This is a genomic window from Streptomyces sp. NPDC107471, assembly GCF_055582845.1.
In genome coordinates this window covers 36,481-62,312 of record NZ_JBVJPC010000021.1, presented here as the reverse complement: position 1 = coordinate 62,312, position 25,832 = coordinate 36,481, and the positions used below count along the sequence as shown (strand labels likewise).

General features: G+C 67.6%; 24 protein-coding genes and 2 pseudogenes. 18 read left to right on the top strand and 8 right to left on the bottom strand.

Annotated features, from left to right (window positions below):
- The first annotated feature begins 132 nt into the window (after positions 1-132).
- A pseudogene (locus ACZ66S_RS40030) lies at positions 133-991 on the top strand (IS5 family transposase).
- A gap of 875 nt (positions 992-1,866) precedes the next feature.
- Here ACZ66S_RS40030 and ACZ66S_RS40025 read toward each other — a convergent pair.
- The 3 genes from ACZ66S_RS40025 to ACZ66S_RS40015 all read right to left on the bottom strand — a co-directional run bounded on the left by ACZ66S_RS40025 (position 1,867) and on the right by ACZ66S_RS40015 (position 4,487).
- Complete coding sequence (locus ACZ66S_RS40025) at positions 1,867-2,679, bottom strand: DUF4253 domain-containing protein (protein WP_469906512.1); 813 nt, start codon at positions 2,677-2,679, stop codon at positions 1,867-1,869.
- Between the two features lie 351 nt (positions 2,680-3,030).
- Positions 3,031-3,543, bottom strand: coding sequence for a hypothetical protein (locus ACZ66S_RS40020; protein ID WP_469906511.1), 513 nt, complete (start codon positions 3,541-3,543; stop codon positions 3,031-3,033).
- A gap of 215 nt (positions 3,544-3,758) precedes the next feature.
- Complete coding sequence (locus tag ACZ66S_RS40015; RefSeq protein WP_469906510.1) at positions 3,759-4,487, bottom strand: NUDIX hydrolase; 729 nt, start codon at positions 4,485-4,487, stop codon at positions 3,759-3,761.
- 84 nt (positions 4,488-4,571) lie between these two features.
- On the opposite strand from ACZ66S_RS40015, the gene ACZ66S_RS40010 reads away from it, so the two are divergent.
- The 3 genes from ACZ66S_RS40010 (at position 4,572) to ACZ66S_RS40000 (ending at position 7,920) form a co-directional block, all read left to right on the top strand.
- Entirely contained in the window at positions 4,572-6,302 is a 1,731-nt protein-coding gene (locus ACZ66S_RS40010) for a hypothetical protein (protein WP_469906509.1), read from the top strand.
- Positions 6,299-7,192, top strand: coding sequence for a 5'-methylthioadenosine/S-adenosylhomocysteine nucleosidase family protein (locus ACZ66S_RS40005; protein WP_469906508.1), 894 nt, complete (start codon positions 6,299-6,301; stop codon positions 7,190-7,192). The genes ACZ66S_RS40010 and ACZ66S_RS40005 overlap by 4 nt, the downstream gene beginning before the upstream one ends.
- Before the next feature lie 62 nt (positions 7,193-7,254).
- Positions 7,255-7,920 carry a hypothetical protein gene (locus ACZ66S_RS40000; RefSeq protein WP_469906507.1) on the top strand — a complete coding sequence of 222 codons (666 nt, stop codon included), beginning with the start codon at positions 7,255-7,257 and terminating at the stop codon, positions 7,918-7,920.
- 275 nt (positions 7,921-8,195) lie between these two features.
- Here ACZ66S_RS40000 and ACZ66S_RS39995 read toward each other — a convergent pair whose 3' ends face one another.
- Entirely contained in the window at positions 8,196-8,810 is a 615-nt protein-coding gene (locus ACZ66S_RS39995; RefSeq protein ID WP_469906506.1) for a TetR/AcrR family transcriptional regulator, read from the bottom strand.
- Positions 8,811-8,868: 58 nt separating this feature from the next.
- On the opposite strand from ACZ66S_RS39995, the gene ACZ66S_RS39990 reads away from it, so the two are divergent.
- The 7 genes from ACZ66S_RS39990 (at position 8,869) to ACZ66S_RS39960 (ending at position 13,401) form a co-directional block, all read left to right on the top strand.
- Positions 8,869-9,327, top strand: coding sequence for an ester cyclase (locus ACZ66S_RS39990; protein WP_469906505.1), 459 nt, complete (start codon positions 8,869-8,871; stop codon positions 9,325-9,327).
- A gap of 6 nt (positions 9,328-9,333) precedes the next feature.
- Positions 9,334-9,828 carry a DUF3237 domain-containing protein gene (locus ACZ66S_RS39985; RefSeq protein ID WP_469906504.1) on the top strand — a complete coding sequence of 165 codons (495 nt, stop codon included), beginning with the start codon at positions 9,334-9,336 and terminating at the stop codon, positions 9,826-9,828.
- 437 nt (positions 9,829-10,265) lie between these two features.
- Entirely contained in the window at positions 10,266-10,706 is a 441-nt protein-coding gene (locus ACZ66S_RS39980; RefSeq protein ID WP_469906503.1) for a hypothetical protein, read from the top strand.
- Between the two features lie 561 nt (positions 10,707-11,267).
- Positions 11,268-11,693 (top strand): hypothetical protein, encoded by a 426-nt coding sequence (locus tag ACZ66S_RS39975; RefSeq protein ID WP_469906502.1) that lies wholly within the window; start codon positions 11,268-11,270, stop codon positions 11,691-11,693.
- Between the two features lie 69 nt (positions 11,694-11,762).
- Positions 11,763-12,101: a hypothetical protein gene (locus ACZ66S_RS39970; protein ID WP_469906501.1), complete on the top strand. Its 339-nt coding sequence runs from the start codon at positions 11,763-11,765 to the stop codon at positions 12,099-12,101.
- A gap of 326 nt (positions 12,102-12,427) precedes the next feature.
- Complete coding sequence (locus tag ACZ66S_RS39965; protein ID WP_469906500.1) at positions 12,428-12,919, top strand: hypothetical protein; 492 nt, start codon at positions 12,428-12,430, stop codon at positions 12,917-12,919.
- A gap of 128 nt (positions 12,920-13,047) precedes the next feature.
- The gene (locus ACZ66S_RS39960; protein WP_469906499.1) at positions 13,048-13,401 is read left to right on the top strand and encodes an antibiotic biosynthesis monooxygenase family protein; all 354 of its coding nucleotides are present in this window, start codon (positions 13,048-13,050) and stop codon (positions 13,399-13,401) included.
- A 66-nt stretch (positions 13,402-13,467) separates the two neighbouring features.
- Here ACZ66S_RS39960 and ACZ66S_RS39955 read toward each other — a convergent pair whose 3' ends face one another.
- Entirely contained in the window at positions 13,468-16,032 is a 2,565-nt protein-coding gene (locus tag ACZ66S_RS39955) for an FtsX-like permease family protein (RefSeq protein ID WP_469906498.1), read from the bottom strand.
- Positions 16,032-16,820, bottom strand: coding sequence for an ABC transporter ATP-binding protein (locus tag ACZ66S_RS39950; protein WP_469906497.1), 789 nt, complete (start codon positions 16,818-16,820; stop codon positions 16,032-16,034). The genes ACZ66S_RS39955 and ACZ66S_RS39950 overlap by 1 nt, the downstream gene beginning before the upstream one ends.
- A gap of 270 nt (positions 16,821-17,090) precedes the next feature.
- Between ACZ66S_RS39950 and ACZ66S_RS39945 the strand changes: the two genes are divergently transcribed.
- From ACZ66S_RS39945 to ACZ66S_RS39935, 3 genes are all read left to right on the top strand, one after another.
- Entirely contained in the window at positions 17,091-18,395 is a 1,305-nt protein-coding gene (locus ACZ66S_RS39945; RefSeq protein WP_469906496.1) for a sensor histidine kinase, read from the top strand.
- A complete protein-coding gene (locus ACZ66S_RS39940; protein ID WP_469906495.1) occupies positions 18,367-19,053 on the top strand; it encodes a response regulator in 687 nt (228 codons plus the stop codon). Before ACZ66S_RS39945 ends, ACZ66S_RS39940 begins: the two co-directional genes overlap by 29 nt.
- Positions 19,054-19,331: 278 nt before the next feature.
- A complete protein-coding gene (locus tag ACZ66S_RS39935; protein ID WP_469906494.1) occupies positions 19,332-19,742 on the top strand; it encodes a hypothetical protein in 411 nt (136 codons plus the stop codon).
- A 274-nt stretch (positions 19,743-20,016) separates the two neighbouring features.
- Here the strand turns inward: ACZ66S_RS39935 and ACZ66S_RS39930 are convergent, their stop codons facing one another.
- Positions 20,017-20,391: a hypothetical protein gene (locus ACZ66S_RS39930; RefSeq protein ID WP_469906493.1), complete on the bottom strand. Its 375-nt coding sequence runs from the start codon at positions 20,389-20,391 to the stop codon at positions 20,017-20,019.
- A 667-nt stretch (positions 20,392-21,058) separates the two neighbouring features.
- The gene (locus tag ACZ66S_RS39925) at positions 21,059-22,141 is read right to left on the bottom strand and encodes an aldo/keto reductase (protein ID WP_469906492.1); all 1,083 of its coding nucleotides are present in this window, start codon (positions 22,139-22,141) and stop codon (positions 21,059-21,061) included.
- Between the two features lie 124 nt (positions 22,142-22,265).
- Between ACZ66S_RS39925 and ACZ66S_RS39920 the strand changes: the two genes are divergently transcribed.
- From ACZ66S_RS39920 to ACZ66S_RS39905, 4 genes and pseudogenes are all read left to right on the top strand, one after another.
- Positions 22,266-23,147 carry an AraC family transcriptional regulator gene (locus ACZ66S_RS39920; RefSeq protein ID WP_469906491.1) on the top strand — a complete coding sequence of 294 codons (882 nt, stop codon included), beginning with the start codon at positions 22,266-22,268 and terminating at the stop codon, positions 23,145-23,147.
- A 234-nt stretch (positions 23,148-23,381) separates the two neighbouring features.
- Positions 23,382-24,059, top strand: a pseudogene (locus tag ACZ66S_RS39915) (LysR substrate-binding domain-containing protein); the annotation flags it as partial.
- 434 nt (positions 24,060-24,493) lie between these two features.
- Positions 24,494-24,772: a polyprenyl synthetase gene (locus ACZ66S_RS39910; RefSeq protein ID WP_469906490.1), complete on the top strand. Its 279-nt coding sequence runs from the start codon at positions 24,494-24,496 to the stop codon at positions 24,770-24,772.
- Entirely contained in the window at positions 24,765-25,817 is a 1,053-nt protein-coding gene (locus ACZ66S_RS39905) for a polyprenyl synthetase family protein (protein WP_469906489.1), read from the top strand. The genes ACZ66S_RS39910 and ACZ66S_RS39905 overlap by 8 nt, the downstream gene beginning before the upstream one ends.
- Positions 25,818-25,832 lie beyond the last annotated feature (15 nt).

Sequence of the window (25,832 nt, the reverse complement as noted above, 5' to 3'; positions counted from 1 at the left end):
CACCCGCTACGACAAACGCGCCCGCCACTACCAAGCCCTGGTCACCCTCGCCTGCCTACGCCTCTGGCTGCCCTGACTTTGCGGACACGACCTAGCGCGTGTCTCTTTGATGGGTTGGTCAGTTGATCGGATGTGTCTGTCCGATTGGTGATCACTGATGCGATGTGGGACCGGATCGAGCCGCTGATGCCGGCCGATCCGGTCCGCGGACGGCGATGGGCCGACCACCGCCGCACCCTTGAGGCCATCGCGTGGAAGTACCGCACCAACTCGCCCTGGCGGGACCTTCCCGACGAGCTCGGCTCCTTCAAGACTGCGCACAAGCGGCTGATCAGATGGGCCGTCGACGGCACCTGGGAGATGATCCTCACTGCCCTCCTGGCGGCGGCGGACGCAGACGACGACATCGACTGGACGGCGTCGGTGGACTCCACGGTCGTCCGCGCCCACCAGCACGCCGCCGGAGCCCTCAAAAAGGGGCGGCCCACCCCGGCGAGCCCGCCGATCACGCACTGGGACGCTCACGCGGCGGACTGACCACCAAAGTCCACCTGGCCGCAGACGGCCGGGCACGACCCCTCGCCTTCACCGTCACCGCAGGCCAGGCAGGCGATGCACCCGCCTCGAAACGGTGATGTCCCGCATCCGCGTGCCTCGCATCGGCTCCGGCAGGCCCCGGACCCGACCCCTGGCCGTTCTGGCCGACCGCGCGTACTCCTCCCGCGCCATCCGCAGCCACCTGCGGCGCCGGGGCGTCCGTGCAGTCATCCCGCAGCCGTCCGACCAAGTGGGTCACCGCCTGCGGCGAGGCCGACTCGGCGGCCGACCGCCCGGCTTCGACCGCGAGGCATACAAGCAGCGCAACACTGTCGAACGGTGCATCAACCGGCTCAAGCAGTGGCGTGGTCTGGCCACACGAACCGACAAACACGCCATCGCCTACCAGGCCGCACTCCACCTCGCGGGCATCCTCATCTGGACCCGCCACTGACCAAAGAGACAGAACCTAGCACGCGCGCGGGTGGTTCCAGCGACCTGCTGCCCATGTTCGGGCCGACCGTCCACTCCCCCGCACGGGCAGGTCGGCGTATACGTGAACGCGCCCATGGGACCGGCTCGCCAGCGGAGTTACCCCCAACCCGATAACAGCCTCATCACCAGACGCGGTCCTGCCACTCTTCAGCGGGGATGCAGCCTTCGCTGACATCACAGCAGCGCTCAGCCCAGGCGGAGGCGACCAACACCGGCCTGCTCAGAACGACGTCTCCCGCGCGCTGGGCGCGGAGGACGACACCGAGGGTCTCGGAACCTGGTCCGCATGTTGGGAGTACCGCAGATCGTGGCCGTTCGCGGACGTGTACTCGTCGAAGGCGTCTTCGAGCTCGGACGGGACACGGCCGACGAGTTTCAGCCCGTCCAAGGCGACCTGTGGACCGCGAAGTGCGCTGACGGCTACGCAAGCCAGGCGGCCGGCGTCGTAATAGACCGTTACAGCTGGCGCGCCTGATGCTCCGATGCGAAAGAACTCCGAACTCTCCACCGGGCCGCCATAGCTGCCACGAGTGGATAGAGGCCTCAATACGTCTGCGACCGCTGCGGCCGCTTCGTCATGCGACATACCGAAACGCAGCGGGCCAACGCCCTCAACAGGACGCATCTCCCACTGGACTCGGTCAGCCTCGTCGACAACCGCCCAGACGCCCACCGCCCGCACCGCCTCACCTTGATCGCTCAGCCGCCTACAAGGCCGCACAGGTTACCGACCTCCGGCACCCAGATGTCATCGGCTGTCCTCGGGCACCGGCCGGGGCGCACGGACCGCCCAAGGTCGCTTCCCTGGGGATGGGTGCGTCTTCCAGGAGTAGATCAGTCCCACCAAAAGTCCCAGCGATAGGCGCCGGTGATGCGCTCGGCATACGCGGCCAGCGTGAAAGGCCCGCTGCCCTGCCAGATGTTGTCCGGGCAGAAGGCGAAGTACTCGGCGGCGACCAGGAGAGCCTCAAGCTCGTTCGTCGGCGGCGCGGTGACGCTGAGGTGCCGCGTGGAAAAGCCGACCGCGATGACACGGGCACCGAACCGGTGCTCCCAGTCGCGGACGACGGCGGAGAATTTCGCGGTGTCGTTGTCGTAGTTGCAGGGTCCGCCCCAGCCGGCGGCCGTCATTGCCTCGGCACCGGACGCTGCGGCGACCAGGCCCAGACGTGTCTGTGGGCGGTCGGCAATGAACGCCTGCGCGAACTCGGCAGCCAGCTGATCAGGGTTCGTATCCGTTTTACGGCTAGGCGCGAGGCCGGGCCAGGTCTGTCCGAAAGGGGCCGTGACGGCGAGGCGCCTGTCAGCGTCGAGCAAGTCGTCGTCTGCGTCAACGGCGGTGTAGCTGGCCCACCACTGCGCGAGGAGGGTGGCAGGGTCGTGACTTGCCGGGAAGGACATCTGCTCAGGGAAGACCTCTCCGGATCCCCATGGACGGAATGCGCCGTCGCTCGGATCCAGCGAGTCGAGCAGTAGGGGCCACAGACCGGAACGAATGTGTTCAGCATGCATCCGTGTCCACAGTTCGGCCGTGGCCGGCCCGTCACTGAGCCACAGAGGCTGTGCATCTCCGTCGCCTTCGTCGGACGTGACCATGCGACCGGGCGGGAGGAGTCCCTCAAGGCTCAAACGGGATTCAGGGTGCATGGGGCGGATGCTAGCGCTGCGGCCAAGCCCGATACGTTGGCGCCGACTTGGCTGACAGCCACGGTCGAGCCGTGGCTGCGCCCCTCTCAGCAGCACGACCAACACCCTGAAACAAGCTCGCCGTTACTGATTCCTTGGGCCCTGGAACCACCGCGGACAAGTCGATGCCGATACGCGCCTGGTGAGCGCTTGATACTCACCGCGGCCTGTCCGGCGTCGGCCACCGCCGCGGACCCGTATGCCCGGCCGGCCTCAAGGCTTGGCCGACCACTGGCAGGGCGTGACCGTGCCGAGTGATGGCCCCTCCCTCGACCGCGAGATAGTCGACAGAAAGCGCGCTCCTACAGCTCTTCATTTTCGGGAATCGCCAGATGCGCGCAGAAATCTCAGCCGCTGTCCTGCCGCAACCCTGATTCGCTTCGAGGCCCCCATTGCAGTCAAAGCTTCGAGGACTCTTTCATCCCGAACCGAGTTAGCCGCTCGCAGTTGGAGCCATGGTGACCAGTTCGGCACGACAGACTCTACTTCATTTGAAATCTCGCTAGCCGTGGAGAGCTTTTCGAGCATCGCGAGCTCACGAGCCCGGGTCGCAGCATATTCGCGATTTTTTCCGAGGGGGAGCGCCGCAACATAGGCAATTCTTTGGGAATCTGGCACAACCTCCAGGATCTTCACGACCAGAGACGAGGCGATTGACTCGTCTGGCTCTTCACTGACCAACTCCAACAACTCCGGCCACTCCCCCGCCATCGGGATTGCTTGAGAGTAGATGGCCCACCGAGCATGTCCACTTTCGAGGTCGTCGTACTCCGTGCCGATCCTCCCCGCCAGGGCTCTAAGCCTCTGCTCGAATGACCACGACATCACTAGCACTCACCTTGCCGCTTTAGTAGATAGATGGCTATATTCATACGAATGGGGCGACCTGGCCGGTTCGTCATGCAGTCCGCGGCCGAGATCGTCGCAGTGAATGTGTTCTGCGTTGCCGCTCCAGGGCGAGGACGGCGGCGGATTAGCGCCTCCATGGTGAATCAGTGGCTGGCATTTTAGCGCTGGATGCCGCTGCCAATGCAGCCGATTCAGCCTCTCCGACCGGGCGTTGTAGCGCGCAGCAAGGGCGGGCTGAGCAGCCAGGCTGGTCCCCGGCGATAGAGAGCGGCTGGACGGCCGGTAGGGGGAAGCCACTGATCCCCCGTCGGCTGCACGAATCCCTTGGTGTTGAGTACCTTGCGTCGGAAGTTGCTGGGATCCAAATCCTGGCCCCAGATCACTTGGTACACCGTGCGCAGATCTCTGATGGTGAATGCCTCCGCGCAGAAGGCGGTGGCCGCGGCGGTGTATTCGATCTTCCGGCGGACCTCCTCCAGGGCCTCCGTCAAAATTGCCTGGTGGTCGAACGCCAAGGTGAGCGTGCCATCCTCCAAGTGCGCTACGGGTGCCCAGAATGCGCGTGCGGCATCGGTTCCGCCGACGGGCGTCGGCAGGTCGGGACCGAGGGCGAGGTAAGCGACCGTCACCACCCTGCCCCGTGGGTCGCGTCCTGGGTCTGCGTATGCGCCGAGCTGCTCCAGGTGCAGCCGGCCGCCGTCGATGCCGGCTTCTTCCGCCAGCTCGCGCAGCGCGCCGTCGCGCAGGGTCTCGCTTTTTTGTACGTACCCTCCAGGCATCGCGGGCATGCCGTGAAACGGATCCAGGCCGCGCTCGACGAGAAGGACCATCAACTGGTCGTCCCTGAGGGTGAAGATCGCGAGGTCCACGGTCAGCCAGGAGGGTCCGACCTCGTCTGAGTCTTTCAGCCAGCCGTCCACCGCACCCCTAAAGGTCTCATTGACTTAAACTCTGCCGACACTTATGGTCACAGCAACCATAACTGCAGGAGCCGGGGGTAGGACATGACCACTTCCGACGCGCCACCAGCGGAGACAACCCAAGAACCCACGGCAGCGACCCGTCATCTGTGTGCCGGTGTGTACGTGGACGAACGCTTCCGTGACCTTGTCATCGACGAAGTGTGCACCGCACCGCACCGCAGGGTCGCACCGTCCTACGGCTTTGACATCGTCCCCGTCATGCAGCACGCATGGCGTGCCGCCGCTCTCAGGACGCTTCCCCGCGCCACGGTCCTCGCCGCCGTCGCCGGCCCCCTTCTCACCGGAAGCGTTCCCACGGCCTTCCTCATTGCCGGCGGTTTCGGTCTCCTGTTGCTGCTGCGCCTCGCCGTAGTGCTGCGAGGCGTCGACAGCCAGACGATGACGGCCGGCCGGTCGCGACGTCGCGTCCCGGAACCCTTACGGGCTCATCGCCTCCTGCTCAAATTCCTCCTCCCGCGCGTCACCACGCCCAAGGCCCGAGTAGTCAAACGCGTCCTCGCGGCCGCACTGTGGCTGACCCTGGCCATCCTGGCCGTCGGCCTCCTCTACCCGGGGCCGGCACTGGCGGCGCTCCTGCTGGCCGCGGCACTCGTAGGCGTTTACCTGGCCGTCGGCGCCACACGGCAGTTGATCCTCAACCGCATCCTGCGCACACCTGTCCTGCGCCCCTTCCGCCTATCCGGCCGCCAGCGGGCAGCCGACCGCCAGCAGCACCACATGTGTGCCGTGTACCGCCGAACCCGGCACAGCGACGATGAGGAAGACGACCTCACCATGTTCACGCTCTTCGGCGATGAGTCGCCGTTCATCGGAGCCGGCGAACTCGTCTACCAGTGGAACCCGCCGATGAGCATCCAACTGCTGCGGGCTGACTCCGACGACGAACCTCTGCATGAGCGCGAGCACGCGGTGCCGCCCTTCAGGGCACACGAACTCGTCGAGTACTTACGTGAATCCGTTCTGCCGCTGAACACCGACAGCCATGACGTCCGGCTGCCTGCCGAAGTCCGGGACCGTGTGTACGTCGCCGAGACCGATGTGGCTGTCGACCGGTCGCTGCTTCCGCATCACTTCACCCGCAGCGAACTGCACTCCATCATCAACACGCCGGAGTCGAAGCAGCACCACTTCCTCGAGATCATCACACCCGCCGACGGATCCGAATTCGTCGCCACTGTCCTGCTGCACGTAAGTCTGCAGGGCCGCACCCTGAGCCTGTCCACAGCAGCATGCGTCCTCGCCCATACACCGCGCTCGTTTCAGCGAGGTGAAGAGTTCGGTCACCACGGCGCTGCGGCCGTGATCTGGGCAGCCTTCAACGAGCTGAGCGCGCTGCCCGCCGACATCCAGTACTCGTGGAGAGTCTTGCGATACCTCTACCGGGTGGCCAAGGCCGCCGTCCTGCCTCGGGACCTCACCAGAACCCCGATCCGAAACATTCTCATCGGCAGCCGCGTGAGCATACGCGAAGAGTCTTCCCAGGCCTGGACCAAGGTCCAGTTGGAAAAGAGCGACATCCTAGGTCGCCTGAAAACCATAGAGCAGCGCCTGCTCAGCGCAGCCAGCGACTTCCTCCAGGACCGAGGCGTCGATACATCCGGCTTCAACGACCGCGCACTGAAGATCATCAACAGCGGGATCTTCAACTTCGGCGACAACAACAGCTTCAGCAACAATGCCGTAGGAGACGCAGCTCAGGTCAACGTCTCCGCGAACCAGCCCGCACAGGCCGACAACGGAGCAGCTAAATGACCAACAACAAGGGCATCATCAGCCGCGGCAACAACAACACCTTCAGCAGCATCGCCATCGGAGAGAAGGCGCAAGTCTCCACAACCGCCCCCCTTCCCTCCGCTGAGCCCGCGACTGAGGCAGGCGTGTCATGGGATCTCGGGATCGTCACCATCCTCAGTGAGGAACTGCGCTCTGTCATCGACGAGTTAAAGCTCCAGCGGCACAAGGCGCCCAGCGGTCTCTACTTCTACCAGGGCGAACACACCGCCCCCCATGCCACGTTGCGCATCGTGGCCACACAAACTCAAAGCCAGGGCCAGCGCTCCACCATGGCCGCCCTGGAAAACCTCCGCCGCCACTACAACCCCCGCGTGTGGGCCCTCGTCGGCATCGCGGGAGGCATCCACGACGACCACGCCCGCATCGGCAACGTGATCGTCTCCACCGACGTCGTCTACTACGAGAACCGCAAGATCAATCCGCAAGACACCCGCCGCCGCGGAGAACACCGGCAAGCACCGGCGCACATCGTCCACGCCGTGAACGCCTACTTCACCGAGCACGGCACCCCGGCACGCATCAACGGCCAACTGGCCTCTCACGCCGGTCAACAGTACGAGGTCTACCCCGGAGTCATCGGGTCCGGTGAAGCCGTCATCGCCGACCGGGCCAGTGACATCCGCACGTACCTCACCACCTACCACGAGAAAGTCCTCGCCGTAGACATGGAAGCCGGTGGCCTCAGCCAGTACTGGCAGGAAAACTCGGTTCACGGCACAACCAACCCAGGCTGGATCGTCATCCGCGGCGTGTCCGACAACGCAGACGAACGCAAGGGCCACAGCCACCACGAACTCGCAAGCCGAAACGCCGCTCACGTCCTCAGCCGACTGCTCCCCTACCTCTGAAGGGCCAGGCCCGAGCGTCAGTCATCTGCACAGCCCACGGAGCCCCCCACCGGAGCCTCAGCATGAACGCCTTTCTGCTCGGCATACTCAGCTCCCTCGCCACCAGCGCCCTGCTCCTCGCCCTCAGTCTCCTGCATGCAGCACGACCCCTGTGGTGGCTCACCGCCGCCTGCTCCTGGTTCAACGGCACAGGGCTGCACCGCGTCTATCGCCGACAAGCCTCCGCAGAACAGACCATGCGCCAGGACCTCGCCCGCGCCCACTGGGTCAAAGTCATGGCAGGACGCGGCAACATCCTCACCCGCGAAGCCTTCGCGCCTCTGTGGTCGGGCACCAGCTCACCCGCGTCCGTCCAGATCCTGCTCCCCGACCCCGACATCCCCCGCGATTCCTGGCTCGACCGCCGCTCTCACCATGTCGCCCACTTCGACCCGGGATTTACCCCTGAACTCCTCAGAAGCCAGGTCCGGGCCAACATCGACTACCTCACTCAAGCCGCACACACCCAACCCGCTATCCGGCTGCGGCGCTACAACCTGCCCCACACATGCCGCGTCATCGCCACCGACAAGGCCGCTTACCTCACCTTCTACGACGACAACGCGCACGGCAGGAACTCTCCCTGCCTGTATGCACGAGCACCCGGCCTCCTCTACACCATCGCTCTCCAACAATTCGACACCGCATGGGCAAACAGCACCGACTCCCCCCTCACGCAACATCCCTGACACCGGATCGGACAACTGATCAGAGGCGCCACCTCTCCACCGCCTATAGCGGGCTGGCGGTGCAGGGCTGACTGGAACCGAGACGGGCGAGAACTACCCCAAGCGGCAGTGCACCCACCTAGATGGCCGTCCCGAGAAGACGAAGATTTACCCCACGCAACGAAGGTGGCCCGAGATGCCTGCGGAGACGACGTAGCTCAGCACCCTGGCCCCGTCCCCCCTGCAACGCTTGCTGCTCCACACCGCATGAAGCCGAACCCTCTTCTCTTTCGTGCTCAGCTTTGAAGCAAGTTCTCAGTCACTCTGCGCACCTGCTCAACTGCCTGTCCGTCCCCGCAACGCAGTGCGGTGTTCGCGGCAATCAGGATCGCATCGAGCTGAAAGGCCGCCAGTTCGGCGTCCGTCGCGCCGGCGTGACGGAGTTCGTGAGCCAGAAGCGTGCGCCAGTCTCGGCGGCCCGCAAAGAGCGCGTCGTGGACAGGGCCGGGGCGGCTGTCGAAGGCGGCCTGGTTCGCCGCCCAGAAGCAGCCGCCCGGGAAGAGGGGGGCAGAGGCGTAGACAAGCCACGCCTCGACCAGCGCTCGCAGACGCGGAGCGCCGTGCGGTGTGGTGCCGGCGGGGCGCACGACGGCCTCGTCGAAGACGCTGCTCGCACACCCGACTGTGGCGACCTGGAGCTTTTCCTTCGTCCCGAAGAGAGTCTGGACACCGCTCTTGCTCATGCCGAAGCCGGTGGCGAGGACGCCGAAGCTGAGCCCGTCCAGGCTGTCGAGGGAGGCCAGGTCGACGGCCTGCCGCAGAATCGCCTGCCGTGAACGCGCCCCGCGCAGCAGTCGCCGATCGACGGTCGGCTCCGCGGTCGTTTGAAGTCCGGTGTCCTCGTGGCTCATACCTGCATCCTGCCAGACCCCCTTGCCGAATACGTACGTACGGCCGTACGTTTTGTTCATGACCCCAGAGAACGCCTCACGGGCCTTACAACTGGCGCACGCCCTCGCCGCCGCCAAGAACCGGCAGGACGTACCCGCCGCCATGCGCTACTTCCACCCCGACATGACCCTGGAGGCTCCGGCCTTCGGCACCGTGGCCCGCGGCCTCGACGCCAACGAGAAGACGCTCACCCACTTCTTCACGTCGTTCCCCGACTACGAGGTCACGCTGGAGGGCCACGCGATCGGCGACGACACGCTGGCGTGCTGGGGGACAGCACGGATGACGATGACCGGCGAACGGTTCGGAGTGCGGCCGAACGGGCGACGCGCCGAGCTGCCGGTCTTCATTCGCTTCGGGTTCCGGGAGGGCCTGATCTCCAGCGAGCGGTTCTGCTTCGATCTGGCGGAGCTGTGCGCGCAGTCGGGGGTCTCGACGGACACCGTCAGAGCCACCTTGTTCACGGACGGAAGGTGAGGGGGCATGGCACTCGATCCGCGCGTGAAGGACGTCGCCGAGCCCCGTACCGTCCGCCTCTTCGACATGCTCGTCGACCTGGATCCGCGCCTCGACATCGGGCCGGGACCGCTGGGCCGGCGGATGTTCTTCGGCTCGGCGGGTGGCACGTTCGAGGGTCCACGGATCCGGGGCGACGTACTGCCCGTGGGCGGCGACTGGGGCCTGTTCCGGCCCGACGGCGTGCTCGCACTCGACGTCCGACTGCCCCTGCGCACCCACGACGGCGACCTCGTGCACATGACCTACAACGGACGTTGGGTCACCCCGCCGGAAGTGCGGGCGGCCGTGGCGGATTCCGAGCGGCGCCACCTCGTCGACCCCGCGCGCTACTACTTCCGCACGAACCCTCTCTTCGAGACGGGCTCCGAGCGCTACGCGTGGCTCAACGACGTGGTCTGCGTAACCACGGGCTATCTGATCAAGGGCGGGATCGGGTACCGGGTCTCACAACTCCTGTGAGACCCGGCAGCACCAGCACGACGCAGGCAGGCGGGTACCAACGGACGGGCAGTCCACAAATCCTGGACACTCGCTGCGCGTCCACGGCAGGGCCTGGCCGAACCTGCAAAGGAACGGGCAGGAACTGCCCGGATCGCTCGGCATTCGCGTGGTGCGCCGTTGCCGGCAACTTCACGATCTGTGGGCTTTGTTGATCACTTACGGGGTGGAACACGGTGGGAACGAGTCGTTCAGTACGGCATCACATGAGGGCCACAGCGGTGGCCGGGGCGTTGTACATCGCTTTGACGGCATGCGGAGGCAACGGTGCTGAGACATCCGGGGGCAGTGGCGGGCATAGGGGCTCCTCTGACGGCCCGGTGCACAAGCAGGCGGACCCGACCACGGTGCTGAGCGGGAAGGCGCAGGTGGAAAATGCTCTTCCGGACCCCGGGGCCATGGGGGGCCTACAGGGCATCAGCGCCTCCGTCACCACTGCGGACGGCCACCTCGACTGTCCCAGCGTGCAGGAGTGCAAGGGCAAGTGGTTCGGCCGCGCCAAGTACGCCCTGGGCGGCGACGACACGTACTACGTCAACTTTCACCTCACGACCTACACCACCCGGCAGGACGCCAGGGAAGGGCTGAAGCGCGAGGCTGGTCAGCACCCTGCGTTGTCGAAGCCCACCATCGGCAACGAGAGCCTGGCCTACTCCAAGTCGGCAGGCGGTCTGCAGGGCGTGTACCTCACCATGCGGATCGGCACGGTAGTCGCCACGACCTTCGTGGAGGGCGGTGGGGCCGAGCCGATGCTCACCCAGGGGGCGACCATGTTCGCCCAGCGCATCACCCAGATCGAGGCCGGACACACGGCCACCGCGACCCTGCCCCAGTCCTGATGGACAACCTTCAATCCATCACACTCCGCAGGCTCTCCGACAGCGACACTTAACGCGCATTGGTCGAAGGCGTCCGCAAGGGGTCGCTCAACCCGAACATCACCATGCCCGAGCACCCTGGCCCGCTGGCACGACGCCTGAGAAGCGGGGAGTGGCGCCCGAAGCGGCGCGCGGAGGCAACCGCTCTCGGGCTGGATTGGCCGTACTGCAGGGTGGGCGCGATGTGGGGTGCTGAGGACGTGGCCCGGCCACGGCAGTTCGAGGGAGCAGGCACGACGGAGAGCCGCCCGCAATCACCAATTTACTTGCCGGGCTGTGCCAGTTGATCACTGATCCTTTGACACAGTCTCGTGGGCGGGTCCGCGCCGCGTTGGCTGTTTTGAGCGGGGCAGACTGACTGATCGGTAAGGTTGGATCTTGGGGTGGGCTCAAGCAGCACGGGAGGATGGCTTGGCAGTGCCGTGGGAGATAGTGGTCTCGACCGTGGGCGGTGTCGCCGCTACGGTCGTAGGTGTCTTCGCAGGGGGCGTTGTCGGGCGCCGAGGCCAGCACGAGCAGTGGGTGAGGGACAACCAGACGGCTACCTACGCGACGTTCCTGCGGGAGTTTGTCGCAGTCGAGATAGAACTTCGTACCGCGTTTCTCGCGGACCGGCCGCACCGGCTCGACTGGGCGCCGTGGAATGCGGCGCTGGTCGCGCTCAGCCTGGTTGCCACCCGGGAGGTGGCGGCAGCCGCTGCGGAGTTGACTGGAGCTGTCGGTCGTTTCGCGGAACTGGTGGCACGTTCTCCCAAGACACGGCAGGAACTGCGGGAGGTTCAGGAGGCCCTCGCCGCAGGGCAGTTGCGCTTCGTCAACGCGGCCCGCGTCTCGTTGGACGGCTCCCAAGCGCATCTCGACTGGCAGCTCGGAGGGCCACCTGCCTGGGCGGAGACCGAACCATACGCACCCGACTCGGACGCAACCGCTGATCCATCCTCCCGCTAGCGGCTGGACTTGGCGCCGAGTGGCGGATCCGTGTCCTGTTCGTCAGTGGCGCCGGTTAGGTTGCCGGGCATGACGAGTTGGATCGACTGTGGCGTCATGGCCTGGATGGAAGAAGACCGGTACCAGGAGGACGAAACCGTCCTGGTCTGGTTCAGGGGGATCGGCCTGGCCGCCATGGCCGAAGGTCTGTCCGCGCAGCACCGGCCGCCGTTCGCTTACCGCAGCGACACGACACCTGGCGACTGGGGCATGATCGTGCACCACATGTTCAGCTCTTCCCGAGACGACTACGACGAGATCAACCAACGCAAGCTATGCCCTCAGGGTGCCGAGCTGATGGTGTTCATTCCCAACCCGTCCATTGCCAGGGCTCATAGGCTCAAGGCGTACCACTACAAGGACGGCTGACCCACCTGATCTGGAACATCTGGGGCTGCCCGCGCTGGATTGCGACATCATCACAGTGGACCGCAACCCTCTGGCCTCCTACTTCTAGGAAATCTTCAACCCGCGTGTGATGGGGAGGGGTTGGATGCCGGGCCTGCTCTCGCGATGACTCCCCCGATGAGGCGGGGGCAGTGCTGCATACGTCTTACTCGCGCCCTCACCAGCACAGTGAGCTGACCGAGGCTGCGTTTGGTGAGGGTGGCCAGCGATCTCTTCAGGTGCGACCACGCACCCTCAAGGACAGGTTCCTGGTGGGGATCACATAGGCGCTGGGTCGGAGGACTGAAATGAGCGACGAGGTCGAACGCGGTACTGCCAGCGTTCCCGTGCAGTATCACCAGTTCGACATCAGTGACGAGGACGGGCCAACCGGCCCCGATCTCGAGCGCGGGCACAACGAACTGGTCCGGGTCGCCGACGGTGTCACCATCGTCACGACCGGCATCCACACCGGTGACGTTCACGTCACCGTCACCCTCCACGAAAGCGAGCCGGCACCCGACAACGACAACTGGCCGGAGATTGTGGAGGTCTCGGCACACTCCGCATCCGGAGACCTCATGGTCCGCGGCATGATGGACGACCTGGACGAAGAACTGCCCGTCCTGTCCTTCCGCGGGCCCGGCGACTACCGCCTGCGCGTTCACGCCCGCGGCCGGGACACCGCCGTCGGCCTGGCCCCGGATCACATCACCGAGTGGTACCTCATCCAGGCCTGGCCGGCCCCCGGCCCACCAGGCCCAGGTACTCCGTCAGACCGAGCTGACAGCTCCCTCTGATACGCCGGATGGCCCAGACGGGTTGCTCAGCTCACGGTTGCGGCATTCCACGCGGCGACCGACCGGAGGACGTACATCGGCACCCGCCGACCGGTCACACGCGCCGGGCCTCCTCGGTCATTAGGGACATGAGCCATTCCCTCGCGTCGAAGACCAGCACCGACGAGCCTGTCACTGTCATCAAGAGCTATACCGTGCCGGCGGACGAAGCCGATCACTTCACCGTGGTGTACCAGGAGAACGCCCGCATCATGGCGGCTCAGCCCGGGTTCCTCCGTTCCCGCTTGCACCGTCCCCTCGGCGAAGGGCCGGAAACCCGCTTCGTGCACGTCGCGGAATGGGCGTCGGGGACCGCCCTCGACAGGGCCACCGACAATCCCGAGTGGCATGCCTCGCTGCAGCGCATGTTCGCCGACCCCGACCTTCACATCACCTCGGAACCGGCGAGCTACCGCGTCGTCGTCGAACTCCACCCTTCCTGACAAGGCGGCACCCAGCACGTCACTCCCAACGGGGGCCGGCCACCGCCTGTCGGTGCGCTTCCGGTGTCATTCCTTGGTGCCGATGGAGTGCACCGCGGGTGTCCGCAGCATCAGCCGGGTGGGCAGCATCGCTCCGGCCACCGCCAGGAGTGCTGTCGATCCGACGATCGCGAGCCAGCCCAGGACGGGAACGGTGGGCACAGGGCTGCCGGTCAGCGCGAGAGCGACGAGGGCCAGTGGAGGCACGGACAGCAGGGTGCCCAGAAGGCTGCCGACGGCCGCCACCGTGGCGCTCTCCCTCCGCATCATGCCCAGGACCTGGGAGCGGCTTGTGCCGGTCAGCCGTAGGAGCGCGAACTCCCGGCGGCGGGTTGCGGTGTTCATCGCCTGTGTGTTGATCACGGTGAGGGCGGTGTAGGCGATGATGAGACCGACGACCACGTAATTCACCCAGGCCAGCGCCCGCTGCTCGCGGACCTGCGCGTCGGCGGCCAGCGCGGTGCTCAGGGTCGTACCCGGGTAACTGCGCGCCAGTGCGGACAGTTCGGAAGCGTCGGCGGACTGCGCGCGGATCAGTACCGACTGGTCGACGTGCGCTGTGGTGTGGGGCAGCAGCAGGTCGTGGTCGAAGGTCAGATCGGCGAAGCCGAGCCCGCGGCTGTAGACGGCGATGACTTTGCCGCTGAAGGGCGTGCCGTCGCCGAGGTGGAGGCGGGCGCGATCGCCGATGTCCAGGCCCAGCCATGAGGCCGCTGTCGTGCTGAGGGCGACCGTCCTGGGGGTCAGGTTCGACAGATTGCCTTCGCGGACGTCCAGGTCGACGGTGTCGGCCAGGGCAGAGGGTTTCAGGCCCTGGGCGCTGAGTGAGACGGTCTCCTGGGTGCCCAGCAGCGTCCCCACGCCGATGGCCTTGGAGCGGACCACACCGGTGGCGGCCGTGACACCGGGCAGTTGGGCTGCCCTCTCCGCGAAATCGGGGGACATGCCCTGGGGGGCGTTCACCACCTGGGTCGCGAGTGTGCCCGCTCGGGTCTCGTCCGCGGCCTGGTGGAGCTGTGTGGTCTGGGTGAAGACGACCGTCGCGGCCAGGGACACGGCCAACAGCAGTGGGGTGACGGCTGCCGCGGTCCGTGCGGCGCGGGTACGGGAGTTGGCGGCTGCGAGCCAGCCGGTGGCGCCGGTACGGGCCAGCAGGGGTGCCAGGACGGTCATCGCCGCCCGGGTGACGAGCGGGCCGAGGACCGCCGCGGCAATGACGAGGACCAGCACCAGGGAGTTGGCCAGTCCGACCAAGGTCATGAAATCGGCGCGGTATCCCAGTCCGAGGCCGAGCACGGACACGGCCAGCGCCAGCAGGACGCCGCCGGTGATCAGGCGTCCGCGGCCGAGACGGGTGGGTTCGGTCGACGCCTCGCGCAACGCCTCGGTCGGGCGGACACGGACCGCCCTGCGTGCCGCGACGAGGGCCGCGACCACCGCGGTGAGCATGGTGGTGCCCACCGCTGCCAGGAACGGCAGCGGGCCGATCACGGGCTGGAAGTCCGGTGGCACCAGGCCGCGCCCCGCGAACTGACCGCTGAGCCAGTAGACAACGCCGACGCCGAGCGGACATCCGAGCACCCCGGCGACCATGCCTGCCACGGCGGACTCTGCCGCGATCATGCGGCGCAGTTGGCCGGGGGTGGTGCCGATCGCGCGCAGCAGAGCCATCTCACGGCGGCGGTGGCGCACCGCGAGCGAGGTGGTGGCGCACAGCACGAACACGGCCACCAGCAGAACGTTGCCGCCGATGCCGGTGGAGAGCTGCACCAGGTTGGCCGCCCCGACGGCGAGGTCGGTGAACTCCGCTTCGCCGCGGCTGTCGCCGGTGTACACGGCTGCGTCGCGTCCTCGCAGCGCCTCTTCGACTGCCGCCGCCACGTCCGACACGTCAGTGCCGGGCCGGGTGAAGACGCCGAAGGCATTGACGCGGGCACTCGAGCGGGGTGCGAGTCGATCCATCGCGGCCGAGGAGGCGAACAGCACGGATTGCCGGGGTGTGCGTCCGCCGTCGAGACTCACGAGTCCGGCCACCTCGAAGGTGAGCGGTGTGGAGGTCGCCATGATCTGCACGCTGTCGCCGGTCCGCAGCCCGGCCCGCGCCGCGAGATCACGGTCCAGGACGATCTGCCGGCTGCCTTGGGGGCTGTGCCCCTCGTTGAGCCGGAAGCCGCCGAGGACCCGGCTGTTCCAGGTATGGGCCTGCGGTACGGCTCCGTTGGCGCCGGTCACGGTCCGCTCGTCGGCCAGCAGGCGGACGGGGGTGCCGCGGTCGGGCACGACGGCAGCCACTCCTTTCACGACGGCAAGGTCCTTGGCCAGTGCGGCGTCGAGCCGTGGCCGCTCGGACAGCGGCTGGGAGCTGCCGTAGGCGGAGCCGTCAGCGGATTTCACCTGCAGGTCGACGGCCTGGCGGCCGGCCACGAGGACAGGAGCCTTGTCATACCGCTCGGGCGGCACGGAGGAGCGCAGGCCTGATTCCAGGAGTACGCCGCAGGCGGTGATCACGGCTGAGCCCAGCAGGAGGGCTGCGAACGTGGCAGCGAAGGCTCCGGCGCGCGTGCGCAGGGTCGCGAGAGCGATGCGCAGCATCAGGCGTTCCTCCTCAGCTCGGTCATGGCGGCCTTGATCTCAGGGGCGGAGGGCGCCGTCATGCGGCGTACCACGCGGCCCGCGGCGAGGAAGATCACCTGGTCGGTGTGCTGGGCGGCGGCCGGGTCGTGGGTGACCATCACGACGGTCTGGTGCAGGTCGGTGACCGCTTGCCGGAGCAGGGTGAGGATGTCGTCGGCGGTGTCCGGGTCCAGCGCGCCGGTCGGCTCGTCCGCGAAGATCACTTCCGGACGGGTGATGAGGGCGCGGGCGATGGCCACGCGCTGCTGCTGTCCGCCGGACAGTTCCGTCGGGTGCCGGGTGAGCAGTCCTGTCAGGCCCACCGCATCGGTGACGCTGCGGACGGTGTCGTAGTCGGTGCCATGGCCGTTCAGGCGCAGGGGCAGGGTGATGTTCTGCTCGACGGTGAGCGCGGGCAGCAGATTGAAGGCCTGGAAGACGAATCCGATGCGGGTGCGGCGCAACCGGGTGAGCTGCGTCTCGTCCAGTTCGCCCAGGTTCTGGCCGCCGAGCTGGACCGTTCCCGACGTCGGCCGGTCGAGTCCGGCGGCGCAGTGAAGGAAGGTGCTCTTTCCTGAGCCGGACGGGCCCATCACCGCGGTGAAGCTGCCGGCTGCGACGCCGATGCTGACGTCGTCCAGTGCGACGACCTTGTGGGAACCGCGGCCGTACTCCTTGGTCACCCGGGTCAGTCGTACGGCGTCGCGGGATGGATCGATTCCGATGGGGTCGCTGGGGGACTTTGTGCGGCTGCGTGCTCCGAGCATGGTGGAACCTCACATTGCGTGGCAGGGGTTCTTCCAGTTGATCGGGCCGGGGGGTCCTGAGCCTCCGCCTCCGCGTCGAATCGGACGCTCCGCCTGACGGCGGAGGCCCGTGCAGCCTTCCTCCCACCGAAGGAGCGCGGGACGCGCATCGGGCGTCGCCGCGGAGGGTGTCTCCTTCGCAAGGAGGAGGACCGGGAGGAGGAAGCCTCGCGGCGCGAGTCAGACCTGGGAAGGTCATCCCGCGTGATCAGCGCCTTTACCGTGGAGAGCATGAGAAAGTCGGGGCCCTTCGCGGGCCACCAGGTGCCGGCGGCAGTCACGGACGCCACACTGGCCGTCCTCGCGGCGGCCGCGTGCCTGGCCCTGCCCGCAGCGATCCCGCCCGGTGGGCAAGGCCTGCGGACACCCGATCAGTGGTGGTACGTGCTGGCGCTGCTGTCCAGCCTGCCGCTGGCCGTGCACCGCAAGCTGCCGCTGGTGAGTCTGCTGGTCATGGCTGTCGCGTCAGCGACGCTGCAGTACTTCTCCTACATCCCCCAGCTCTCCGGGCCGGACGGCACCTCCATCGGGCCCACCTATCTGGCCGTGGCCATCGCCGTGTTCCTCACGGCGGTACGCGGAGCACCGCGCGTCACGACCTTCGTGGCCGCCGTGGTCATTCCCCTGAGCGCGTTGACGGAGGCATTGCTGGCGCCCTCCGGGTACGCGCTGGCCGCGCTGCTCACGGACGCCGTGCTGCTGCTGGCGGCGTGGGCCCTGGGCCGCCTGTCCCGGGCCCGGAAGGCCGTAAGAGACGAGGTCGTACAGCGTGTCGCGGCCTTGGAGCGTGAGCAGGCGGCCAACGCGCGAGCCGCGGTGATGGAGGAACGGGCACGCATCGCCCGCGAACTGCACGACATCGTGGCGCACAACGTGAGCCTGATGGTCGTGCAGACGATCGCCGCCGACCGTATCCAGGACCGCTCCCCCGACAAGGCGCACGAACTGCACTCCGCCATCGAACAGACGGGGAGGGACACCGTCACCGAACTGCGTCGGCTGCTGGACGTGCTGCGCACCGACCAGGACGCGGATGCGACACCCTCGAAGGAACCACCCCAGCCGACCGTCGCGGCCCTGCCCGCCCTCGTCGACGCCGTGCGCGCCACCGGCGCAAAGGTGGACTACGACGTCTCGGGCACGCCGGTGTCGCTGCCGGCGGGGCTCCAACTGACGGTCTATCGCATCGTGCAGGAGGCACTGACCAACACCGTCAAGCACGCGGGACCGACCCACGCCCGGGTCCGGCTGCTGTGGGGAGAACACCCGCAGGAGCTGCACGTCCGCATCTGTGACGACGGGCCCGGCGTCGCCGAAGGGCCCGTGGCACAGGCCCCCGCAGCCGCAGGCGGCTCAGGTCACGGCCTGCTGGGGATGCGGGAGCGGATCTCCGCGACAGGCGGCACCCTGCACACCGGCCCACGCCCCGGTGGCGGATACTGCGTCCACGCCGTACTTCACCTGCCCGACGAGGACGGCATCTCGACCACCGGAGGAACAGCACACCATGCGGCCGATCAGCGTCCTGCTGGCTGACGACCAGCCGATGATCCGCACCGGCTTCCGGTTCATCCTGGAGGCGGAGGCGGACATCCACGTCGTGGGTGAAGCCGCGGACGGTCAGGAAGCCGTCGAGGAGACCCGGCGCCTGACCCCGGACGTCGTTCTGATGGACATTCGCATGCCCCGCATGGACGGGGTCGAGGCCACCCGCCTGATCGGCGAGTCCGGCCTGCCCAGCCGGGTCATCATCCTGACCACGTTCGATCTCGACCAGCATGTGGTGGACGCCCTGCGGGCGGGGGCAAGCAGCTTCCTCGTCAAGGACGGCCCGGCCGACTCCCTGGTGGCGGCGATCCGCACCGTGGCAGCCGGCGACGCCGTGCTCGCCCCCCGGGTCACCCGACGCCTGCTGGAGAGGTTCGCCGGCATGCCCTCCGAGACCACTCCACCTGTCCCACCCAAACTGGACATCCTCACTGGGCGCGAGGTGGACGTCCTGCGGACCCTGGCCCGCGGTCTGTCGAACGCGGAGATCGCCGCTGAGCTGGGGGTCGGGGAGACCACCGTGAAATCACACATCGGACATATTCTGGACAAATTCTCCCTGCGGGATCGCGTGCAGGCGGTGATCCTGGCGTACGACTCCGGGTTGGTGACCCCACACAGGGGTCACCGGCCTGACGCGAGCTGACCGCGGAACACAGCCCGGGAACGATCCAGTACTCCCTGCCGGGGTTTCTGCGGCACAGCTCCTTGAGGGTTGGGCGACTGACTCTCACTGCGCAACCAGGACCGCATGTGGCAGCGTGAGCATCAGCGGCAGTGGCGCCATATCCGCCTGTCCATGTGGAACGAGTTCCTGGCGGCCGCCAACCGACCGCCGTCGGCGCGGTCAAGTACCGCGTTACGACGCGTAGTTCCCCAGCGCGTGTCCTGGCGGTAGGGAGGACTTGCCTGGATGGTGGCGGGATGGGGAAGCGGGAGACCGGGGAGGAAGTGGTCCGTCGGGTGGGGCGCGAGGCCCTCAGCTTTCTGACCGAGGCTGGGTTCGCGATGCCGTCCGAGGTCGACGGAGGCCTTGAGTACGTCGGTCACGGTCTGAAGATCACTGTCCACCACTACGTGTGGCCTTGCGAAGTCGCGGTGTCCGCGTTCGTGAAGGTGACGCAGGATGCCTCAACTGCACGCCACCGGGCTGAGGTTGCGCAGCTCTGGGCGGAGTGCGGGCTTGGTGCGCAGAATCAACTGCCCGGAACGACAGGCACTGCGCGCCTGACGGAGGTCAGGGTGCGGGCGTACGCGAGGGCCCTGAGAGAGCTGCTGCCGTACCTGCTGGGCGCCGACCGAGAGGCAGTATTGCGCAGGGCTTCGGCACGCTGATCGACGCGCTCAGTGTCTGGCAGCCATACGGGCTCCGGGCCAGCCCCGCCTCCTACGTGACCTCCCACCCAATGGTGTCTAGAGCGAGGAGGGCGAGGACCAGGACGACCGCGCCAGTCAGTGGGAGGCGATGCCGCCGTCACCGGGGACCGGCTGAGCGCGGCCGGTCCCCCGCCGTGTCTGCCCCGGCCGAGGCACACTCCGTCATCCGCAACTCAGCCGGGGCACGGGCGAATGGGGCCGCAAAGACGGTGTCAGACCCCAGCACGTGTTCTCAGCAGTTGGGCAGCGGGTTCGTCTCGCTGGAGATCGCCGTGTCCTTCATCCAGCCCCACTGTCCGTTGTCCGCCTTCGTGAACTCCCAGCGCCTCGGGTGCGGTCCGCCCACCCAGGCCTGGTCGTCCATCTTGCACTCGAACCAACTGGGGTTGGAGTACATGTAGCCGACGATCACATCGGGGTCGGGGTACTGCGTGCTCGCTCCCATCGTCCCGTAGACGGGCGCACCCGACACGTTGTTGCACCACCAACGCCCGCCGCTCTGCCAGCACCCGCTGGCCGCTCCGACGGACGACGTGCCGGCTCCCACCACGGTGACGGCGATTGCGGCGGTGGTCAGCACCGCACCCACCCTGTTCCTCTTACGCATGTGAATCCCCCGTAGGTCCTTTGCGTGGTGCTCCCCATCACGGAGCACCGTGACATCCCCTATCGCAACACGAGGGGATGCTGACGGCCATTAGTTGGTCCGGTACAACACAACACAGCTACAAACCATGCTTCAGATTCCGCAACAGCGTGAATGTGGCCGGGGATCGAGCTGTTCTGTCGAGCGGGGTCGGCTATCGCGGCGAGCCGCGGGCAGGTGTCCCTTTCGGCTGACCCGTCCGGGGTAGGAGCCCGGCGATCTGCGGCTGGTCTGCACCGTGTGGGCGCGGAATTCCCCGAAGCAAGGCCACGGAGAGGCCACGGGCCCGAGCAAGCCGGCCGCGTACCCGCCCCGTGACGAGGCGACCGATCAGCGGTTTCCGTTCTCCGCCCGCATCCTCCGACGGCTCGGGGGTGAGACGGTTGGTCGGATCGTTCATTCGGTTACGCGTGGGACGGACGAGTCGTGTGCCGGTCAGGGCCGCGTCACGAGGAGACTGTCTCGGCTCCGTTCTGCTCGGCAGCGGCGATGCGGACACGCCGAGGCGTGGGCGTTCGGCACGCTGCGGGGCCTCGCGCAAGGAGCACCCCTGACCCACGAGTTGCAGGGGGCTGTCCTTGGCCTGCGCCGTCACCGCACGGCCCAGAAGGCCGCACGGCGTTCGCGCTCAATAGCGGGCTGCGCTCTCCAGCAGCGGTGGGTACACCGCGCTCGGCACGCCGTCGACGGTGGCGCCCGCGTACTTGAGCATCGGGCCCACCTGACGGTTGAGGTCGTAGGGGAAGTTGAGAGTGGGGGCCGACACCTCATCCAGTGCCGCCGTCTGGGCCGGGGCCAGGTCGAGCTCCAGGGCTGCCAGGTTCGCTTCCAGGTGCGCCTGGGTACGGGGGCCGATGAGCGTGGAGGTCACGCCGGGGCGGGACCGGAGCCACGACAGGGCGACCGCCGCGGGACTCGCGCCCGTCTCCTGCGCCACGGTGATCACCGCATCGATCACGGTGAACTGGGCCGGGGTGGGACCGCCCAGGACCGCCGAGCGCCGGGTGTCCTCGGGAACGGCCCCGGCCCGCCGGTACATTCCGGACAGGAAGCCGCTCTTGAGCGGGCTCCAAGGGAGGACGGCCATGCCCGCGTCCTGGGCGAGGGGGATCAGCTCGCCTTCGATGGTGCGCTCCAGCAGGGAGTACTCCATCTGAAGTGCGGTGATGGGCGTCCAGCCGCGCAGCAGGGCCATGGTGTGGGCCTTGGCGGTGAACCAGGCCGGGGTGTCGGAGAACCCCACGTATCGGATCTTGCCCGCAGTGACCAGGTCGTCGAGGGTACGCAGGGTCTCCTCCACCGGGGTGGACCAGTCGTGGTTGTGGAGCCAGTACAGGTCGATGTAGTCGGTGCGCAGCCGGCGCAGCGATTCGTGCAACTGGCCGATGATCGCTTTGCGGCCGGCGCCGCCGCCGTTGGGGTCGCCGACGTGGAGGTTGCCGTAGAACTTGGTAGCGAGTACCAGCCGGTCCCGCACGCCGGGGCGGGCGGCGAAGAAGTCGCCGAGGATCGCCTCCGAGTGGCCGTTGGTGTAGAAGTTTGCGGTGTCGACGAAGTTGCCGCCGCGGTCCAGGTAGGCCTGGAGGATCTTCTCCGATTCGTCGACGCCGCAGCCGAAGCCGCCGTCCTCGCCAAAGTTCATCGCACCGAGGCAGAACGGGCTCACCTTGAGTCCGGACCGGCCGAGACTGACGTACGAGTCGAGTGTCATGGACTGCTCCCGAAAGAGTTTGGGTAATTGCCTGCTCTTCGAGGAGACCACTGTGAGCTGCACAGTCGTTAGTGCGATCGCGCCAGACTCTTGCACGATCCTGCTTGTTTCGTCAGGATTGGACGTGTCCCTCGATGAACTCCGCACCCTGATCTCCCGCCACGTCGACCAGCCGACCAGCATCGACCGTGTTCTGCTCTCCCGCGTGGACGCCCCCACCCCGCCGACCGCGAGCATGGCCGACCCCGTGGTGGCCGTCGTCGCGCAGGGATCGAAGCGGCTGACGCTCGGCGATCGGATCTACGACTACGGCGCCGGTCAGTACCTGGTCGTCTCCGTGGACCTGCCGGTCACCGGGCACTACACGCGCGCGAGCGCCGAGCAGCCGTTCCTCGCCTTCGGTCTCACCTTGGAGCCGTCGGCCATCGCCTCGCTCCTGTTGGAGAGCGGATCTGCGGGAAGGCCGACCACCGCCACGCCTCCCGGACTCGCCGTGAGCGACGCGCCCGCCGAACTCGTCGACGCGGCCGTGCGCATGCTGCGGCTGATCGACCGCCCCGCCGACGTGCCAGTGCTCGCCCCGATGATCGAGAAGGAGATCCTTTGGCGGCTCATCACCGGTGAACAGGGCGCGCTGGTACGGCAGATCGGGCTGGCCGACAGTCGGCTGCGGCACATCGGCAGGGCCGTCAAGTGGATCCGCGAGCATCATGCGGACACGCTGCGCGTGGAGGACCTCGCCCGCCTCGCCGCGATGAGCGTCTCGCCCTTCCACCGGCATTTTCGCGCGGTGACCGCGATGACGCCGATCCAGTACCAGAAGCGGATCCGCCTCCAGGAGGCCAGACTGCTGCTGATGAGCGGCTCGAACGATGTGGCCTCCGTCGGCTTCGCGGTCGGCTACGACAGCGCGTCCCAGTTCAGCCGCGAGTACCGGCGGCTGTTCGGAAGACCACCGGGCCAGGACGCGGTACTGCTGCGCGAGCGGGCAAGCGCGGGCGGCTGATCTGAACGAACGCGCCGCTCAGTGAAACGCCGGCCGTGTTTGCCGGAGTGTGCTGCCACACCGCACGGCGGGGTGAGCTGTGCGGGGCGGATGACGTCGTACATGATCGTGAAAGCAGGCGCCGGGTGCGCGACCCTGTTCCATCCGATTTGGTCGGCGCCCCTTCCGATCGCCTTCCGCGCGGCTTGGGCGGCAGCTCGGTCTTCGAAGAGGGCAATGCTCAGCCCGTTCCCGGAGGTTCAGAAGGTGCTGGCCCCCAGCCATGAACTCGATCTGGCAACGCTGGAGCGCACCTTCACCCCGCGCCGGCAGGACTCCCCGGTCCCATCGAGCGGCCCCGGGTTGCTCGCCGCCGTACGCGTGCAGGCGCCGGGCCTACGACTGCGCTTCGTCGCGGAATCCAGCACCGACACCCCCGAACTGCGCCGCGGCGAAGTCGACCTGGAAGCGAACGCCAACCAACCCGGCGCACCGGACATCCGTGCCGAGCAGGTGGGCGAGACACGCCTCGTGGCCGTCGTGAGAAAGGGGCGCGCTTTCACCCGTGCCGCAACCGTCACCACACCGCAGTACGCCGACGCTGACCATGTCACCGTCTCGCGGCGGAACCCTCAGCAATCCCCTTGACGACGCCCTCGCCCAAGTCGGTCTGCCCGCCGTGTGGTGGCCACTGCACCCACGCAAGCGACCGCGCTGGGGCTCGCGCGCGGCTGCGACCTCGTGATCAGTGTCCCGGAAGCCACCACGAGGAAAGCGGTCGCAGACCTCGGGCTTGTCAGGCTCCCCTTGCCTCTCGAACTACCGTCGGCGGCTGTGTACCTGTCATGGCACCAGCGCTACGACGCCGACCACGCTCTCGCCTGGCTGCGCGGGCTGGCACGCACAGCGCCAGCCGCCCACGCGGCGTCGTAGCCGACGCCGTGCGACCAGTTCCCCCCGGTCCACCCAGCCAGCCGATCAGCGTCCTGACCCTTCAGCCGCGTCCATCGCTGATCAGGTCAGCCGTCCACGATCCAGCCTGCGCCAACTCCGCCCCCGATCCGCTACGCCGGTCTCGCCTCAGGCGACACCGAACCACCCACTCCAGTCCCCGTTGGCCAGGACACCATCAGCAATGGGCGATCACAGGAACTCGAACGATCGCGACAAGCGGGCTTGGCGGAACCGGAGTGCGGGCGGCCAACAGGTGCGACCACCGGCTCGTAGGGGTCGGTGCCGGCCCGTACATCCATACGGTGTGATCGCTCGTTGGTGAGTTCTCCGGGCCATCCACCTGGTGGGCCAGCACGCTGGGGGCAGCGGCGCGCGACTGGCGCCTTCACATTCCTGCGTGGGTGGGGGTAGGCATGACTCAGGGAGCGGAACGCCCTGGCCATCCGGAACAGCAAGTGGTCCTACTGGTGGCGGGGTTGGCCGATCTGGCGGTGAGCACCTTGGGTTCGGCGCTCACGACAGTGCGCGGACTGTTGCGTCGCTCGGACACCGCGGAGCTGGCCGCTGAGGCCGAGCAGGACCTGATCGCACGCGGGCGCCTGGTGCTCAACCAGTACGCGGCCGCCCCACCGGCCCATCTGGAGGTGCTCGCCCGGCAGTCCCTGGCCCGGCAGGCCGACGACAGTGTCTGAGCGCTGGGAAGCGGCCGCGTTCAAGGCCCGCGTGGATGAGGTGCTGCGCGCGTTCGTCGCCGAGGAAGCCGACCGGTTCGCGGCGGTCGATCCAGCTCTGGACCCCGTTGCTCGCCAACTGGAGCAGGCGGTCGCGGACGGCAAGCGGCTGCGGGCGGCGTTCTGCTACTGGGGCTGGCGTGCGGCAGGGCAGCCGGACAGTGACGCGCTGGTGCGAGCCGCGGGCTCCATGGAGCTGGTGCACGCCGCCGCGATCGTGCACGACGACCTCATCGACGACAGTGCGCTGCGCCACGGCCGCCCCACCGCGCATGTCGCCCTGCGCAGCGTGTTGCGGCGCCGCCCGCGCGCGACGCACGCCGCCCGCTCACTGGCGATGCTGGTGGGGGATCTGCTGATGTCGCTGGCCGGTCAGATGTTTGTCTCCAGCGGCCTGCCCGCCGCCTACCTCGGCCGGGCCCGCCCGCTGTGGGCGGCCCTGGCCCGCGATCTGATCGCCGGTGAGTGCCTGGAGATCCTGCACACCGGGGCAGTGCCGGACACCTCCGCATCATTGAAGGTGATCCGCTACAAGACCGCCAAGTACACGGTCGAGCAGCCCCTGCTGATCGGCGGCGCGCTGGCTGGCGCCGGTGAGCGGTTACGGGAGGGGTACTCCGCCTACGGGTTGCCGCTGGGTGAGGCATTTCAGCTCAGAGACGATCTGCTGGGCCTGTTCGGGGCTTCGGACTCCACCGGGAAGGCCAACCTCGACGATCTGCGCGCTCACCGGCCCACCGCCCTGCTCGCGGAGACCTGGCGTATCGCCAGTGACCAGGAGCGTGAGCAGTTGGGCGCCCTGCTCGGCCGGCGCGACCTGGACGGAGACGGTCTGGAGATCGTGCGTGCGCTGATGCGGCGGCTGAAGGCGCCGGACCGCATCGAGGAGATGATCACCGCGCGGGTCGAAGCGGCCACACGCTGCCTGCACGACCTGGACCTCCCCGGGCATGCCACCGCCGCCCTGACCGCCCTTGCCCGGTCGGCGGCTGTCCGCCACCACTGACTCCCCCGCAGCATG